The following is a 16,995-nucleotide window of genomic DNA, read 5'->3' as shown; positions in this document are numbered from 1 at the left end:
ATGGATTACCCAATCACAATTGCTAAGTTTGTTCTGATTTCTGTATATTCTTTTGTGTATTGAACTCTCAGATGGGGTGCGTTTTCTAACAACTTGATATACGCGATCTCAGCTTCCTGCCAACGCTTAGCCCGATACAAGACAATAAATTTCGATTCGAGGGTTTGTGTATCAAATGGTTCTAGAGACAACAGTTCATCCATATCGACCAGAGCGTCATTCCAGTTTTCTAGTTGAATATTTGAATTTCCACGGATATAGCGCAGATCAATGGCCTTCGGATAAGCTGTCAGATAACGAGTAACCAGATCAACCGCTCTCTGATACTGTTTACGCTCATAACAGATCACGCACTCAAGTTCGTCCAACTCAAGAATGTTGTCACCGCATAACTTACGCGCTTTTTCAATGTAGCTAGCGCTGTCAACAAACCGCTTGGTTGCATTAAGACAGGCACACATCGTAAGATAACCACCCGGGTTGTTTTTATCTATTACGATGACTTGTCTGGCGTATTCAATGGCAGCTTCAAACTGTTCAAGCTGGTAATAGAGGTAGGCAAGGTTCATTAAACTGCCTATATGTTTCGGGTCTTTTTGTAAGCTTTCCTTATAAAAACCAGCGGCGCTTTTTGTATCCCCACTGACACTTGAGCAGAACGCTAGGTGAAAAAATGGTTCCGGTGATTCCGGGTTCTTTTCGCAGGCATTCATAAAGCATTGCTTAGCTTGATCAAGAATACCGATCTGCATCAGAGCCCGGCCAAAGTTGATAAGGTATTCGCTGCTTCCGTCCATTTCTATCGGTTGCAATACCGTGAGCGCGAGTTCTGGTTGTTGGTGACGCAGCAGAATTTCACTGGCTATCACTCTTATATCCATTGTCAGATTGGTTCTTGACCCATTGATATAAAATCCGGTTACACGCTTCTGCGCCTCTTGAATAAGCTGATTTTCGTTATTATTTAATGTCGACACCATAAACTGCACCTCATTTTTCAATGAGAACAAGGTCTCTTCAACCTTACGATGCCACTCCTGTTTAGTGGCATCAATATCTAGAATGAGAAACAGGTCTTCTACCCAATTTGCCTTATTATGATCCATTCATTTTCTACCCAACATAACCTTATTATGAGTAGGGTATAGAATTAGGCTAAGGGCTAAAGGTAGAAATAGTAAGGTGGGGGATACAAATCAGCCGTTAGGGCTAACATTGATAAATATCAATTTATCTCGACGAGCGTATCGATAATAACAGGCAATCCATTGGCCTCAATACCACGGCCGCTGTGCCATGAGGGGATCCCTTCTACAATATTAATAAAAGCTCGTATCCATTCACCATGAGAGACGATGACAATATCTGATTGTGAAGGATGCTTATCTAACTCTAACAGAAAGGAGCAAATACGCTGTTCAAAATCGGTTTCAGATTCGAAGCCAAATTCATTGCCTATCTTTTTTGTATAACGTTGGTGGTAGGCCTGCCACTGTTCGCGTAGTTGCCGTGTTTGGTTGACTACTTTGCCTTCAAGCACACCGAATTTACGCTCGCGCAAGCGAGAATCCTGCGTGAACTCAATACCAATCAGATTCGCTATAATACGTGCTGACTCGCGAGCCCGCCCTAAGTCACTTGTGTACATAACAGGGTAACGAAGCTTAGGGAGTTCTATTTGTTTAAGCTTGCTTATTGCGTCTTTGGTAAGATCGCTGTTGCGGCGGCCTTGAATTCTTCTTTCCAAATTCCATTCTGTTTGCCCATGGCGGATCAATACAACCCTCAACATCCATCTCCAAATAACTCACCTTTAAACATTTTGACCACCAATGGAAAGTTATAAGGAAAGTACCAGTGGATATAGGATGCGATAACCTTTTTATGTTTCCAAACAGGGTCAAGCTTGCGACCACGCTGTGAAACGGGCATGCATAACTGCGGTTCCTTCGATTTCGTTTTAGAATAATGGAATGTATGACCCCGCAACATCTGCTCTTGAGCTAGCTCCCCTTCAACCAAACCGAGGGCAGCCAACGACGATTGCATCTGCGAATCGGCATCCAACACACCACACATTGACGTGGATTGCCCATCAATACCCGCCAATGTTTGGTTTAGATAGAGCATGCCACCACACTCTGCGACAACCGGCTTATCCGCCTCCACGTGGGCTCTAATTTGAGATCTCAGTTCGGTGTTTGATGATAATTCGTCAAGATATAACTCAGGATAGCCTCCCGGAAGATAAAGCGAATGACACACGGGAAGCGACTCACCATTGATTGGAGAAAAGAACGTAAGAGCGGCTCCAGATTCCTTTAGCAGATCGAGGTTCGCCTGATAGAGGAAGCTAAACGCCGTATCATTCGCAATGGCGATAGTCGTCCCTTCTAGATACGGTTTGACTCGAATTTGGGTTGTAGATGTAAACTCTACGGCTGGTGGTAATGGTATTTCTCCAGTTTGAGCAATCAGTTCTGCCGCAAGGTCTAATCGCTCATCAAGGTCTTCCAACTCCTGCGCCTGAACCAAACCCAAATGCCGTTCTGGTAGCGTAAGTCCGCTATTCTTGGGCAAATAACCACAAAATTCTAACGAATCTGGCAGCGCTTCTTTGAGCATTTCAGCATGGCCTGCCGAACCAACTCGATTTGCAAAAACACCGAACATCTGAATATCGTCACGAAAATGTGCTAAACCGTAGGCAACGGCACCAAATGTCTGAGCCATTGCACCAGCATCAATAACTGCCATCACAGGGATACCAAGTGTCGCGGCAATATCTGCGCTAGAACACTGACCATCAAACATTCCCATAACCCCCTCTATCAGAATTAAATCGGCATCTTTAGCGGCGTCCGTCACCATCTGTTTGCAATGTTCCTCACCACACATCCAGAAATCCAACTGGTACACAGGTTGACGAGAGGCAAACGAGAGGAAGTTCGGATCAATAAAATCAGGTCCGGTTTTAAATACCCGAACCTTCTTTCCTTGATTGGTGAAATGCCGTGCAATAGCTGCAACCACCGTGGTTTTACCGCTGCCAGAGCTCGGCGCGGCAACAACTAATGCGGGGCAACTTTCTTTAATGACATTCATAATACCTACTCCTACAAATCCAGATCCGGCCAGAGTTTTTTAAGGTCAAGATGTTGCTCTATCGCATCAGCAACACGGTTGATTCCGCCTTCTCTCATCTGAGCAAAGTCACACCCTTTAGCCTCTTCTAATCCGGCCCATCGAAGAATGGCCCCACAGGCATCAGGTGACTCAAAGATACCGTGCAGATAACTGCCAAACACTTGGCCTTCGAACCCCACCGCACCATCTTTGCCATCTTCGAGTGCTAACGGTGCGTCTTCGGTCACGCCCTTGGTCTCTCCCGCGTGGATTTCGTAACCAAACACCTCGGCTGTCTCTTGCCCCGGAAGGGTCAAACTTCCTTTGGTCTGCTTGAGTTGCTTGGTTTTTTTAAGCTCTGTTTCCAACGGTAGAAAACCTAAACCTTTGCTGTCACCGCATTCACCCTCAATTCCTAACGGATCCGATATTTTTTCGCCTAACATTTGGTATCCACCACAAACTCCCATCACTTTTCCACCGAAACGGAGGTGGCGTTCAATCTGCTTGTCCCAACCCTGTTCCCGTAGATAGGCTAAATCACTGCGGACACTTTTTGAGCCCGGAATAATAATCAGGTCGGCCGCAGGCAAAGGTTGATGTTTGCCAACAAAGACAAGATCGACATTAGGATGCATTCGCAATGGATCAAAATCGGTATGGTTACTAATACGTCGCAGGACAGGCACAACCACTTTTAGCTGCGGTTCATCATTATTTAACTGGCTGACATCAATCGCGTCTTCAGCCTCTAACATCAATCCATGAAGATACGGCAGTACCCCAATAACCGGTTTCCCTGTCTTTTCTTCCAGCCACTCCAAACCATTCACCAGAAGCGCAATATCACCTCTAAAACGATTGATAACAAAACCAACCACTCGGTTTTGTTCTGACTCACTTAGCAATGCTAACGTGCCATAAAGGTGTGCAAATACACCACCACGGTCGATATCTGCGACAATAATAACGGGAATATCGGCCTCTTCAGCAAACCCCATATTGGCAATATCGTGATCACGTAGGTTGATTTCAGCAGGGCTACCTGCCCCTTCAATAACAACGGTTTGGAACGTGCTTTGCAACCTATCAAACGACTGCATAACATACGGCATCATCTTAGGCTTATAATTATGATAGCCCTTTGCATCCATATCCGTTAGTACCTTGCCATGCACAATAATCTGAGCACCAGTATCGGAATTAGGCTTCAACAATACAGGATTCATGTCGGTTGTGGGTTCTACGCGACACGCATAAGCCTGAACCGCTTGAGCACGCCCTATCTCACCGCCGTCTGCGGTAACCGCACTGTTTAACGCCATATTTTGAGGTTTAAATGGAGCCACATTGACCCCTTTTCTGGCCAACACTCGGCAAAGTCCAGCAACCAGTACGCTTTTACCCGCGTCAGAGGTGGTTCCCTGAACCATTAATGCTTTAGAGCAAGACTGCATTTTTCTATCTCCTAGGGCCATTCTTTTTCCAATAGGTTTATCTAAACCTCAGTAAACCAATGTGTAACCGCATTATCCATACTTTCTATTATTTCAATGTGTGTGAGACCGTGTTGTTCTGCAAAGACCAGACACGCTCCTAGACCACAGCCTTCAACGACATACCCTCTTTCGTACATCCGAATAGCGTCAAATTTTGACTGAAGAAAATCCACCTTTGGCGTGGTTAAACTGCATTCATCCGGTAGTGCATCGGCGGCTATTTTCGAGTCGCGAGAATCAAGCATCCAACGGGTCGTCGCAACAGAAACATTCTTTGATTTAGTCTTACCATTCATGGCAATAACAGGGGCAAAGACCATTGTACCTCCTGCAAAGTTAAGGCCGTTCAAATCGGCATTAAGCAGAGCACAACACGCTCGCTGAGTCGGGTCTGAACATTCCATATTATTGATATAGCCACTCACATCACTGCCCAAAAATGCCGATTTATTCCATAAATCATCGACCGCTTGAGATTTTTTAATTAACTTTTCTGGGTCTTTAGTACTCCCCGAAAACCAGAGCGATTCGTCGAGTAAGCGTCGTAACCAAAGTGTCGCGAATGTCGTACCACCTATCCCAGATTCCGCGATCAGATGTTCTTCTTTCTCAAGCGCTTGGCGACGGAGTTCCGGCACAAGAACCTGTTGAATTAAGGTCGACTCATCACCTGTTCTGCATGAGTGAATGACCACCTCGTCCATGTTGCTGTCACTAAAATCTGGCACATTGTCCAAACCAAGCTGATAACAATGAAGACGTATTTTGAACCCTTTCATTTGCAAAGCACTAAAAAGCCCATGGACCAATATCGCTGGAGTCACCGACCCATTACCTAGCAGAGGAGATGGCAAATATTCACCATTTAAAAAGGTATTGGCTTTACCACAGGCAATGAGCTCTGTGTCTCTGGTTGGATGAAGCTGCATTAATCCTTCACCCGCGCCAGCATCACTGATTAAATGCAGGTTAGGAACGGGGGCAACAGAATTCAAGGTAATGTAATTCAACCAAGTCATCGTTAATTTCCTTTCAGCGTTAATGGCAATCCGGCGGTCACAAGGGTAACTTTTGGGATATGTGCTGCAATGGCTTGATGAAGCCAACCCGCCTCATCAACAAATCGGCGATTCATCTCACCCATCGGAATAATACCGCAGCCAACCTCGTTGCTGACCAGAATGACTTGCCCAGGTAGGGTCTTTAGCGTATGAATAAATTCGGCTTTGATCTCTGCCCACTCTCTTGGTTGCTCACCAAACAGGCAATTACTTAGCCAAAGTGTCAGACAATCAACCAATATGCAGTTGCTCTCGTCGCTGTATTGCATTAGCGTTTCAGACAAGTCAAACGGCTCTTCAACAACCAACCATTCGGACGGTCGTTGATTTTTGTGCATTGCTACCCGTTTCGCCATCTCTTGATCTCTGACTTCAGATGTCGCGATATAAATGACTCTTTTTCCACAGGCTTTAGCCCTGTTTTCTGCATAACTACTTTTACCAGACCGTGCACCGCCAAGTACCAGTTCAACATCAGTGTTCTCTGTAGCGGTTAACTTAGTAACGGTTTCGTCAGCATCTTTAGCGTCTATGCTGGTTTCTAACTCACTCATAGATAGGATCCTTGTTCCGTGCAACCACTCTATTTCTTGCCAATAGATACAACGCTGACTCCAGTTTATTCCACTGGGTTTCATCTGCTGGCAGACCGAAGCGAAGCGCGTTTTTCTCATCACAAAGGCGTGTTAGCACGTGTTGTTGGCAAAGAAAATCATGACAAGCAGCCGCCTCATCTAGGTAAACGGTGATGAAGAGATCGGTAACCGAGGTTCTATCGCCGAGATATTGCCCCAAAAGGCCACTCAACCGAATGGATGCTGACTTGATACGATGTGCCACCTCTTTTTGCCACTGGTGATCGGATAGTGCCTTTTTCATCACCCAGCGAGCGGGGCCTGTAACCGTCCACGGACCAAGCAATGTTTCGAGTTGCCCTTTAATATTTTCCGACGCAAAAACAAACCCTACTCTGGCCCCAGCTAGCCCAAAGAACTTACCTACCGAGCGAAGAACAATCAGGCTGCTCCGTTGCTCGTCAGTACTTAGCATCGATATCTCTGGTGTACAGTCAGCGAAAGCCTCATCGACAATAAGGTAGCCCTTTTTCTCTTGCATTTTTTGACTGATTGTCGAGAGTGCGTTCTTAGAGCTAAACTTACCCGTCGGGTTATTAGGGTTGATAATCAACACCACGTCACTTTCTGCAATCTGTTGTTCTGACGGAAAACCATCATAAAACAGTACTTTCCAGTGACATGAATCTTGTTCAAATTGTGTCCATGCATATTGGTGTTCTTTGTAACCAACCCTTGGCAACGATATTGTGCCACAGCGACCCATTTCTTTAGTAAGAACAGCGGGTAGTGAGATAATGGCAGCCTGAGATCCCGCGACAATAACCGGATCAGAGTATCCGCCATAATAACGCCTAGCCGCCACTTCCAAACCATCATTATTTTGAGGGAGTTGGTTCCAAACAAAAAGAGGAACGTCTCCTACCGGATAGGTAAAAGGGCTCACTCCCGTTGACAGGTCAATCCAACATTCTGGATCGGTGCCATATTCGGCGGCTATCTTATTCAGATTGCCACCATGTTTAATCGCCATCAACTTACTCCTACGATGACACAAATTAACCAAAGATAACCGAGAGCAAAACTCCCACGTGAGACCAATCGATTGGCCGCGGGGATTGATTTCCATTGAGCAGGCTTGCCTATGCCCATCGGTTTTTTGTCGTGCAGTACCCCATGATAATAGGTTGGTCCACCAATCATCACTTGCAACGCGCCAGCACCAGCTGTCATCACGACGCCACCATTTGGGCTGCTGCACTGTTTTGCTTGTTCCCGCCAACACTGCATTGCACTGGCGAAGTCACCCTGAAACGCATAAATCACCGCAGTAAGTCGAGCCGGAATCCAACCGAGAAGGTCATCACTTTTTGCGCTAAAGAACCCGAAATTCAGGTACTGTTCGTTCTTGTAGCCCCACATGGCGTCCAGCGTATTAGCAAGACGAAATAACACCGCACCCGGCGCACCAAAGATCAAAAACCAGAACATAGGGGCAAAAACAGCATCATTTCCATTCTCTAAAACAGACTCAATTGTTGAAGAAGTGATCTCATTTTCAACCATGTTGTCAGTATTGCGACTGACAATCATCGACACCTGATAGCGCGCTTGATCTATATCACTCGCTTTTAGTGGCCGGTAGATATTCTGCGCATGTTCGACAAGACTTGTCCCACCGATGGTCAGATAGACTACTATCGCATTCAGCCCGATCCATAATGGGAAAGATATCTGCGCGACCCATGCCAAAAGAATATACGTTGTGACCACAATGGGAATAACCGCCATTATCCACGCCAGTACACCCTGCTGTTTCTCACTAATAAACCCATACGCCCGGCACGTCTTTTCAAGGCTATTTACCATACGCCCAAAACCAATCAATGGATGGAACCGTTTTGGTTCTCCAAACCATCGATCCAACCACAAAGCAACTACAAGGACAACCGCACTAACTAACATGCTTTCCCCTATGGTCAACTTGACATTAGCGAGCAGGAAATCAGGCAACATCAGCGCATTCTCGCGAACTCAATACGTCTGACATATCAACGAAATCAGGATAATCGATGTTATCTAAAAGATACCCGTGGTGGATTGCCCACTGGCGAACTTCTTCATTTAATGGAACCAATTGAGCACTCTCTAATGCATTAGAATGGTGTGAAATGATGGATTTAAGTACCGCGATATCTTCCACTAATAACCAATTAATCATCGGAATCGTATAACTAAGTGGCTCATTATTCACTCGTCCAACAAGATAATATCGGTTTTTTTCACCAAACGCTTTCTCTTCATTTACCGTCAGTGTTAGAGCATTGTCAGACACTTTTTCTGCTTGAATACCCATGTTTTTCAACGCCATTCTAACAAAGCGGTTATTACTGCCCAATGGCATCGCGAACTTTCTGATGTCCCAATGATATTCTTGTACCGCATTCCACCAAAGATTAAACGAGGGTAAGTCACTGAAAGCGAGTTCCGGCGCCGTCGCTAGATAGTCGAGGTCTTCTTTATCTATTAACGAACTGACTCTGGTATTTTCGATCGCGATAACCTCTGCACCCTTGTCACGTAAATAGGCTATTTCTTCATACTGACCACAAACAAGCATCCTAACGCCAGTTAATGGCAGGCTGTTTCTCCAGTTGAGTTCTTCAGCTTGGGCAACAACCTCACCAACAATCACTAAAGCCGGTCCTTTAAGCGTGGACTGTTCGACTTTTTCAGCGATAGTGCCCAGTGTTCCCGTAATACATTGATGATCAGCACTTGTCGCCGAACATATTAACGCGATAGGAGTATGCGAACTTCTGCCATTTTCGATAAGGTTTTGGGTATGCTGTGCCAGTTTTTTGGCTCCCATATAAAGCACTAATGTACCGCCAGCTTGACCAAGTCTACTCCATGACGCAAGCGTCTCCGTATTTTTATGTCCGCTGACAAAGGTGACACTTGACGCCACACCACCGCTTGTAAGAGGAAAACCGGAATAAGAAGCCGCACCTAATGCCGCCGTAATACCCGGTATTATTTCATATGGAATGTCGTGTTGTTTTAGATCGCGACACTCTTCGGTTATGCGACCAAAGATACACGGGTCACCCGCTTTAAGTCGAGCGACGCGTTTACCGGCTAAAGCAAATTCCGTTACATCTGGGTGCATACCGTATTCAATATGGATGCCTTGATAACCACGATAGCCGACCTGATGCAACTGAACATGTTCTGGAATAATGGAAAGGATTGCGGCGCTAACAAGCTTGTCATAACACACCACATCACAGGTACTCAGCAACTGTTTTGCTCGGCAAGTAAGTAGCCCCGGGTCCCCCGGACCGGCACCAATCAGATAAACTTTACCTTTCGTCATGTGACTCTCCCTTTACTGAGGTCTCTACCTCTAAAGCACGACAAGAAGAAGGCTCAACCACTTTTGCTTTACGGCATGCGTGTGAAAAGGTGGGATCGTACAGCTTAGAATCAACAAAATCGTCTATGGCAAATACCTTACTGACAATAATCATGGCCGTAGAACGGATGTTCGCGTCATGCATCTTGTCGGCGATGTCCGCTAAGGTGCCACGAATAATGCGCTCCTCTGGGTGCGAGGCTTTTTCCACCACACAGACTGGCCAATTTTGTGGATAAACGTCGCTAAGTTCGCGCACGACTTTTCTTATCAAGGTTGCGCTTAAGAACAAGCATAGCGTCGCTTCATGTCGAGCTAGGGACTTGAGATTCTCTTTATCTGGTACCGGAGTACGACCAGAGGCACGCGAAAGGATAATCGTTTGGCACTCTTCTGGAAGCGTCAACTCTTGGCCCAAAGCGGCGGCAGATGCTTGAAATGAAGACACTCCAGGAATGACTTTCCAATCGATACCCAGCACCTTAAGTCGACGTGTTTGCTCAGCTAGGGAAGAATAGATAGACAGATCCCCCGTCTGTACCCTTGCAACATCCTGTCCTTGTTCATGGGCGTCGGTATACACTTTAGTGATTTCATCCAGATCCATACTGGCAGAGTTGTACACTTTCGCCTCTGGATGAGCGCGTTCAATAACCGCTTTAGGAACCAAGCTTCCCGCATAAAGAATAACCGGACAGGTCTCTATTAGCTTTGCACCTTTTACTGTGATCAGATCTGGGTCACCCGGTCCTGCACCAATAAAATAAACGGTCATACGACTTCCTTACTGTTTTGTACCATGTCTTTATCAAGAGAATGTTGCGGTTCAACAAAAGATAACTCCGTTGAAGCGTATTCAAGGGAACGTCCTGGTGTTTGACCTTCTCGTGTCTCGCCATCTTCTAAAATGTATTTGTTCTTGTAACCACGAGGGGTCACTATCCAGTCCTTGAAACGATAACTGCTTTCGTTCCCTACAATGACCGCCGCGTTCATTCCAAACTCAAGATCGGTAAAGCTCTCCAGCGTCGAAAGCTGCACACTCTGTTCGTCTCGATAGGCCGCATTGACAACGGCGACAGGCGTGGTCGGAGGTCTGTGTTTAAGAATGATTCGTTGCGCTTCTACAATATGATTTTGACGTTTTTTTGACCTCGGATTATAAAAGGTAATCGCGAAATCAGCCATTGCCGCCGCTTCTATTCGACGAGTAATGACCTCCCACGGGGTCAATAGATCGGACAGCGAAATCGTGCAACTGTCATGGCCTAACGGTGCACCGACTAACGACGCACAAGCATTAGCCGCAGTAATTCCGGGAATAGTTTCCACCTCAATATTAATCTGATGCGAAGAGAGCAGTTCAAACACAAGAGGCGCCATTGCATACATGCCGGCATCACCAGAGCAAACCAATGCCACATTCCTACCTTCTTGAACCAGTTTAATGGCGGCATCGGCACGCTGCCACTCCTTGGTCATTCCTGTTCTTACCAGTGCTTGTTTGTTGATAAGCGAGGAGATAAGTTTCACATAGAGACCGTAACCCACTATCACGTCGGCTTGTTTAATCACTTCCTGAGCGCGGATCGACATCAAATCTACGCTTCCTGGTCCTAATCCCACCAAAGATAATTTAGCCACAGTTTGCCTCCTCGGCAGGTGTTATATTTTTCATAATTGGTTCGTCTCGTCCGCGCTTTCAATCTGCGCGAAATATTTATTGTCTATCACTTCGAAAAGCGGCCTGTTATTCGCCAACGCGTTAAACAACGCTTTCCATTCCTGTTCGGAAAACGCTTCGATACCTCGCAGCCAAAGCGCATTATTTTCAGAGGGCTCTTGGTTTTCAGAAGAAAGAGATTTGTCACTTCGCTGGTAGATCACCATTGTCGAACGATTACGACAAGCACCGGCACACATAGTTCTGCTTATTTTTATTCGCCGCTCTCCAGTCGACAGTCCCATCGTTTTTAAGATTGACCGCAAGTCGTGTGCAAGATTTTTACTTCCTGCCTTGGCGCATCGTTTGCCTTCACAGATCAAAATATGGTGTTTATAGAACAGCATTGGCCGATCCAAATCCACATGCTTTGGCTTGCACTGATAGCCTTCTACTACTTCATTACCGTAAGCATTTACTTTGATTTCATTGGTGTTTGACTCGCTATCGCCATGCAGAACTTCGCTGCCATGCTTTTTTTCACCAAACCAGTTCTTACGCTTATGCCTGACCAAAGATTCGGTAAACTCGCGGCGACAACACGCTATCGTCATGTTGAAACCATCTTGCTTGAATACCCATTTGGGCACGACAAGCTGTTTAGTCCCACTCAGTTTTAATGCTGCCGCTTCTGCCACAGAATTGCTGCCGGTCACTTTCTTGACGTAATCTGACGGGCTTTCTATACCTTCAAGTCCATCCAGTTGGTGCGGTGGATAGGTGTTAAATAACCACTGATTCTGTTCCGACAATTGTTGCAGTCCAACTTCGTCCGCCTTTAGGTCAATACTAGCGAAGGCTTCAACGGATTCTAAACAGAGATTAAACTGTTCGCTGAAGGCTACTAACCCAGCTTTCAATACTGACAAGGGTGTATTTCGATCGCAACCTAAACCAAGAATTAACGATTTTGGTCTCCAAAGTACGACCTTGTTTTCCCAGCCGGATAGATCAACTTGATATTCATCACTGATGAGGATTGCGCCTCGATAATGGACACTTTCGACACCATCAAGGCTAGTATGACTAATGAGGTTAGCTGGCATGCGCTTGTCGTACTTCCACCAATCTTTATTACCCGTCTGTTGCGCGATAATCACTGGCTCTTCATTGACGATAGCGGCCGAAACCTTTGTAATTGACGGTTCTGAATTGGCGTCAAGAACCCAACCAAATGGGGAACCAAGCATATCTGCCGAGACTGTCTCCGACACATCGGATGCCGTTGTTATAACGGGTGTCGCCTTCACGACATGGGCAATTCGTTCAGTTAATTGATTTGCGCCACCCCGGTGACCAGAAAGCATGGATATAGCAAACGTCGCTTGCTCATCCAGACAGACCACCGCTGGATCGCTTGTTTTGTCCTTCAGCAAAGGTCCGATGATTCGACTGACAATACCGCTAGCACAGATGAAGATATGGCCGTCATACTGATTAAACCTATCAGCAACAAAGCTTGATAACGGCAACATCAATCGTGTCGCGTCTGGTGACACGTCTATCGCAACTGGAGCAACAAATAAATCGGCAAAAGGGAGCGCCCTTTTCAGCTTAGCCCCTTGTTTTTCGCCCGCTACGGTGATGGCGTAAATCGCAAGTTTCATCTTCTCACCTACTTATGCTACCGACTGTTTGCCACGTAAGACGCCACGGCGGCTACGAATCGACAATTGAACCATAGAGAAATAACGATGCTCTTCCGGTACTTGGTCGAGATCATGGTAGATCTCTTGTTTATCGGTGCTAGCATGAGACACATACGTCGCCGTATCACTCAGACCAAGCTCTTTCAGTTTCGCCGACAATTGAGGGATCATTCGACCTGCTTTGATAAGCATGATGGTATCGAATTCTTTTACTAGACTATCAAGGCTTTCAATTCCATAGGTCGCAGGAACGACGCAAAAACGTTCCATTCCATCCGCCAACGGTATCTTTGTCGCAGCAGGGACCGCCGTAATTGAGGTGATTCCTGGGACAATAATCGGTACGATCTCGGGTGCTATTTCATCAAGCTCTTCTTGAATATAGGCCCATGTGCTGAATACAGAAGGGTCTCCTTCGGTAACAAATACCACCGATTTACCTTGCTTGAGACGTTCAAAAATAGTCATCGCTGCCACGCGCCAAGCCGGAACATTTATGTTTGCGTCACGTGTCATAGGGAAATGTAAAAAACAACGCTCTCCTGGGATCTCTTCTTCAGGCAATGCACCGTTCACTATCTCCCAAGCAAATGAGTCCGCTTTTCCTTTATTTTTTTCTGGAATCGCCACAACGTCAGCTTCCTGAATTAGTCGCGCTGCTTTTAGTGTCAACAATTCACTATCACCTGTACCTACACCAACAGCATATAGCTGACCGAATTTGCCGTTATTCATTAATTTCTCCCGAAGGGTATTTAGATTTCACAATTGAAAAGAGGTGGATAGGGTTTTCCGCCTGATAGCGAAGGTATTGCGCCAGTGGTTGGGTATTAGAAATGTTCACTAGCTGTGCATCAAAATTTAGGTTGTTAGATTTGGCCCATTGATAAATGTCTACGACGGTGTCCATCGTGACGGCTGAAACGACTAGACGACCACCGTTATTGAGTGCGCCCCACACATAGGAAAGAATGTCGTTCATCGCGCCTCGACTTCCACCAATAAAAACGGCGTCGGGATTAGGCAGGTCTATCAGCGCATTCGGGGCTGCGTCAGAGATAAGCTGAACATTATCGGTTGCATGCGCGCGTATATTCGCTTCAATGTGTTCAAAGCAAGTTTGATTGCATTCCACAGCAAACACCTTGCCTTTTGTGGCAAATTTAGCGGACTCGATCGAGATAGACCCTGAACCTGCACCGATATCCCAAACCGTGTCCTCTGACTGAATGCACATACTGGTAAGAGCAAGATTTCGAACCGCTTGCTTAGTAATCAGTCCCTTTTGTGGCATACGCATGACAAAGCTATCATCATTAGAAAACTGACCATTGCCACCCCATCTTGCGTGTTTTTTCCGTTGCGCGACAATGATATTCAATCCATCGAACAAGATTTCGCTGCTGGCCAATTCCTCGACCGAAAACGAACGAATGTGCTCTGCTGTTCCACCAAGTTGCTCACAAACGGTGAGTTTCCAGCCTGTTTCACTGAACTGTTGCATGTGCTTTGCCACAATTTGCGGTGTGTTTTTATAATCCGTCAAAATCGCAAACAGATGACCTGACTGCATCTGTGCCACCATTCCTGCACGCTCTCTACCATGGCAAGAGAGAAACTGAGCCGTCGACCACGTTAATCCCAATCGAGAAAAAGCAAGTTGGGCCGAACTTTGGGTTGGAACAAAAAGAAGTTCTTCTGCTGGTAACCTTTTCAGTAAGGTGGTTCCGATTCCAAAGAAAAGAGGATCACCGGAAGCGAGAACCACAACATCCCCTTCTTCAGACGCATCGATCACCTTATTTAACCAGACAGAAAAACCTTGGGTCATATCCAGAAAGGCACCATCGAATTGAGGAAACCATGCCATATGACGAGGATGACCTGCTACAAATCTGGCTTTCGACACAGCATTAACTGCCCTGCTGGTTAAGCTCATACAACCATCTTCAGCCACACCAATTACCGTAATACTTGCCATAGACTTATACCGTTTGATAAAGAAGTGCGTGAATAGTCGACACCACAATAGGGCTGCCGCCTTTACGGCCGACACTTGCAATATAAGGCACTTTGCTCTGGTCAATGAGGGCCTGTTTGGACTCTTTAGCTTTAACAAACCCAACAGGGATACCAACGATTAGTGCCGGTTTTATCTCCTCCGCTTCCACCATCCTTAGAACTTCAAACAAAGCAGTAGGGGCATTACCGATGCCAATTATCGCACCATCCAATAAGCCCAGATCCCGTGCTCGGCGCATAGCCCAAATAGCTCTAGTTTCACCCTTCGATTTTGCAATGGTAATTACCTCCTCGTCACTGATAAAACAGTGGGTATCATTTTTATATACCGATAGTCGCTGGGCGCTTAAACCACTGGTGATCATCGTCACATCACTAATAATTGCACAACCCGCTTTTAGCGCGTCAATTCCTGCTTCCACTGCCCCATCACCAAACCGAAACAACTGAGCAAACTCGAAATCACCCGTGGTATGAATAGCCCTTCGCACAACCGGCCACTGCTTCTCGTCAAACGGGTGACCACCGTGAATTTGGTGGACCTCGTGATCGATAATTGAGAACGAGTCATTCTCAATTACCTGCCCTTGTTGGGTCATCTGTTTCATTGTGTCCATGTCTTTTCACCTGAAAGTTGGTCAATAGGTTTGGTGGGGTTTGATATAGAATTTACATCGGGATATCGGGCTAAGGGTTTGCCATCGAAATCGATTAAAATGACGTCGATACCTAGGTCATAGGTTACATAATGATCCGCATGCATTTTTGCCTCCTGACACAAGCGCTCAAGAAACAACTCTGGTCGGTTTTCTCTAACCAGTTCTAACACATGGCGTCCGGTGTTGGCGTCAGAAATTTTATCGCATAAGAAAGAGGATACATTTGCCTCTCTGGCAAGATTGCTAAGGTGCTTGAAATCGATAGCATGACCAGATACATGAGTCATCATTCGACCGGAAATTAATTTGCCTAATTTACCGATCATGACCACCAAGGTGACCCGCTTTACGTGAAAGCGTTTCGCCGCTCTTAACCCAACGCCAATAAAATCGCCGGCCTGAATAAACGCCAATTCTGTCAGCTCTGGCCATTGCTTGATCGCCGATTTTTCTGAACGGCTACCCGTGGTTAAGATAACGTGTTCTAAACCATTGCTTTTCGCAACCTGAACCGACTGTCTCACTGACGCCGCATAAGCAGATGTAGAGAATGGCTTTACCGTTCCACGCGTACCCAAAATAGAGATTCCACCAATCAAACCTAGCCTTTCACTGATGGTCTGTTTCGCGGCTTCTACTCCTCCGGGAGCCGAAATAGTAAGTTCAAGCCCAGAATGTGGTTCGCCTAAATCATTATTGTTGTTTGGTGGAAATGTTGACGTTAAATGATCCCACTCTAGCCGCACCATTTCGAGGATATTGGCCCTAGGTATCGGGTTGATAGCAGGTTCACCGACCGGAAGTTCAAGCCCCGGAAGCGTCACAGTCGCGATCCCTTCCCCGCCTTTGAGTTGAATGCCGGGATAGCGACTCCATTTAGCCGTACACTGAATCTCTAGGCCATGGGTACAGTCGGGGTCATCTCCCCCATCTTTAATAATACCGGCAAGTACTTGTTCGGTTTGTCGTTCAACGATTCGTTCTAAACGAACCAGTTGAAATGTCACCAAGTCTCGATTGGGAAGTTGAATGTCTATTTGAGAGAACGGATTATCCGAAATAAGCATCCGAACTGCCGCGCGAGCCGCCGCCGCCGCACAAGCCCCGGTGGTATAGCCCCAGCGCAGCTCTTTATTGCTTTTCGAACGCTTTAATTTACCCACTAACAGAAACTCCGGCACAATCGGGATAGTTATATATAATCAAACATTAAATGCGGCCGAAATCGAAATACAATGACTCTGAGTGATCCCGCCCAGGCTG

16 protein-coding genes are annotated in these 16,995 nt (G+C 46.2%); all 16 read right to left on the bottom strand.

Annotated elements, in window-relative coordinates; all coding sequences use genetic code 11:
* Nucleotides 1–5: 5 nt before the first annotated feature.
* The 16 genes from L3V77_RS23505 to L3V77_RS23430 all read right to left on the bottom strand — a co-directional run bounded on the left by L3V77_RS23505 (nucleotide 6) and on the right by L3V77_RS23430 (nucleotide 16,895).
* Nucleotides 6–1,106, bottom strand: a complete 1,101-nt coding sequence (locus L3V77_RS23505; RefSeq protein WP_275137239.1) for a tetratricopeptide repeat protein — start codon at nucleotides 1,104–1,106, stop codon at nucleotides 6–8.
* Between the two features lie 119 nt (nucleotides 1,107–1,225).
* Nucleotides 1,226–1,792 (bottom strand): histidine phosphatase family protein, encoded by a 567-nt coding sequence (locus L3V77_RS23500; protein WP_275137238.1) that lies wholly within the window; start codon nucleotides 1,790–1,792, stop codon nucleotides 1,226–1,228.
* Nucleotides 1,786–3,105 carry a cobyrinate a,c-diamide synthase gene (locus L3V77_RS23495; RefSeq protein ID WP_275137237.1) on the bottom strand — a complete coding sequence of 440 codons (1,320 nt, stop codon included), beginning with the start codon at nucleotides 3,103–3,105 and terminating at the stop codon, nucleotides 1,786–1,788. Before L3V77_RS23495 ends, L3V77_RS23500 begins: the two co-directional genes overlap by 7 nt.
* An 11-nt stretch (nucleotides 3,106–3,116) precedes the next feature.
* Nucleotides 3,117–4,583 (bottom strand): cobyric acid synthase, encoded by a 1,467-nt coding sequence (locus L3V77_RS23490; RefSeq protein WP_275138238.1) that lies wholly within the window; start codon nucleotides 4,581–4,583, stop codon nucleotides 3,117–3,119.
* Between the two features lie 41 nt (nucleotides 4,584–4,624).
* On the bottom strand, nucleotides 4,625–5,644 hold the full coding sequence (locus L3V77_RS23485) for a hypothetical protein (protein WP_275137236.1): 1,020 nt from the start codon (nucleotides 5,642–5,644) through the stop codon (nucleotides 4,625–4,627).
* A 2-nt stretch (nucleotides 5,645–5,646) separates the two neighbouring features.
* Entirely contained in the window at nucleotides 5,647–6,240 is a 594-nt protein-coding gene (gene cobU / locus L3V77_RS23480) for a bifunctional adenosylcobinamide kinase/adenosylcobinamide-phosphate guanylyltransferase (protein ID WP_275137235.1), read from the bottom strand.
* A complete protein-coding gene (gene cobD, locus L3V77_RS23475; protein WP_275137234.1) occupies nucleotides 6,233–7,294 on the bottom strand; it encodes a threonine-phosphate decarboxylase CobD in 1,062 nt (353 codons plus the stop codon). The genes cobU and cobD overlap by 8 nt, the downstream gene beginning before the upstream one ends.
* Nucleotides 7,294–8,226, bottom strand: coding sequence for an adenosylcobinamide-phosphate synthase CbiB (cbiB, locus tag L3V77_RS23470; RefSeq protein WP_275137233.1), 933 nt, complete (start codon nucleotides 8,224–8,226; stop codon nucleotides 7,294–7,296). The genes cobD and cbiB overlap by 1 nt, the downstream gene beginning before the upstream one ends.
* Nucleotides 8,227–8,266: 40 nt before the next feature.
* On the bottom strand, nucleotides 8,267–9,640 hold the full coding sequence (cobA, locus tag L3V77_RS23465; RefSeq protein ID WP_275137232.1) for a uroporphyrinogen-III C-methyltransferase: 1,374 nt from the start codon (nucleotides 9,638–9,640) through the stop codon (nucleotides 8,267–8,269).
* Nucleotides 9,627–10,454, bottom strand: coding sequence for a precorrin-4 C(11)-methyltransferase (gene cobM / locus L3V77_RS23460; protein WP_275137231.1), 828 nt, complete (start codon nucleotides 10,452–10,454; stop codon nucleotides 9,627–9,629). Before cobM ends, cobA begins: the two co-directional genes overlap by 14 nt.
* Nucleotides 10,451–11,323, bottom strand: coding sequence for a precorrin-3B C(17)-methyltransferase (cobJ, locus tag L3V77_RS23455; protein ID WP_275137230.1), 873 nt, complete (start codon nucleotides 11,321–11,323; stop codon nucleotides 10,451–10,453). Before cobJ ends, cobM begins: the two co-directional genes overlap by 4 nt.
* A gap of 30 nt (nucleotides 11,324–11,353) precedes the next feature.
* Nucleotides 11,354–13,009, bottom strand: a complete 1,656-nt coding sequence (locus L3V77_RS23450; RefSeq protein WP_275137229.1) for a cobalamin biosynthesis protein — start codon at nucleotides 13,007–13,009, stop codon at nucleotides 11,354–11,356.
* A gap of 12 nt (nucleotides 13,010–13,021) precedes the next feature.
* Nucleotides 13,022–13,786: a precorrin-2 C(20)-methyltransferase gene (cobI, locus tag L3V77_RS23445; RefSeq protein WP_275137228.1), complete on the bottom strand. Its 765-nt coding sequence runs from the start codon at nucleotides 13,784–13,786 to the stop codon at nucleotides 13,022–13,024.
* The gene (gene cbiE, locus L3V77_RS23440; RefSeq protein WP_275137227.1) at nucleotides 13,779–15,032 is read right to left on the bottom strand and encodes a precorrin-6y C5,15-methyltransferase (decarboxylating) subunit CbiE; all 1,254 of its coding nucleotides are present in this window, start codon (nucleotides 15,030–15,032) and stop codon (nucleotides 13,779–13,781) included. The genes cobI and cbiE overlap by 8 nt, the downstream gene beginning before the upstream one ends.
* Nucleotides 15,033–15,036: 4 nt before the next feature.
* Nucleotides 15,037–15,690 (bottom strand): precorrin-8X methylmutase, encoded by a 654-nt coding sequence (locus tag L3V77_RS23435; protein WP_275137226.1) that lies wholly within the window; start codon nucleotides 15,688–15,690, stop codon nucleotides 15,037–15,039.
* On the bottom strand, nucleotides 15,678–16,895 hold the full coding sequence (locus L3V77_RS23430; protein ID WP_275137225.1) for a cobalt-precorrin-5B (C(1))-methyltransferase: 1,218 nt from the start codon (nucleotides 16,893–16,895) through the stop codon (nucleotides 15,678–15,680). Before L3V77_RS23430 ends, L3V77_RS23435 begins: the two co-directional genes overlap by 13 nt.
* Between the last annotated feature and the right edge of the window lie 100 nt (nucleotides 16,896–16,995).

The sequence above is a fragment of the Vibrio sp. DW001 genome (genome assembly GCF_029016285.1).
GTDB lineage: Bacteria > Pseudomonadota > Gammaproteobacteria > Enterobacterales > Vibrionaceae > Vibrio.
The sequence above is the reverse complement of the archived record's forward strand: the minus strand, read 5'-3'. Positions and strand labels throughout refer to the sequence as shown.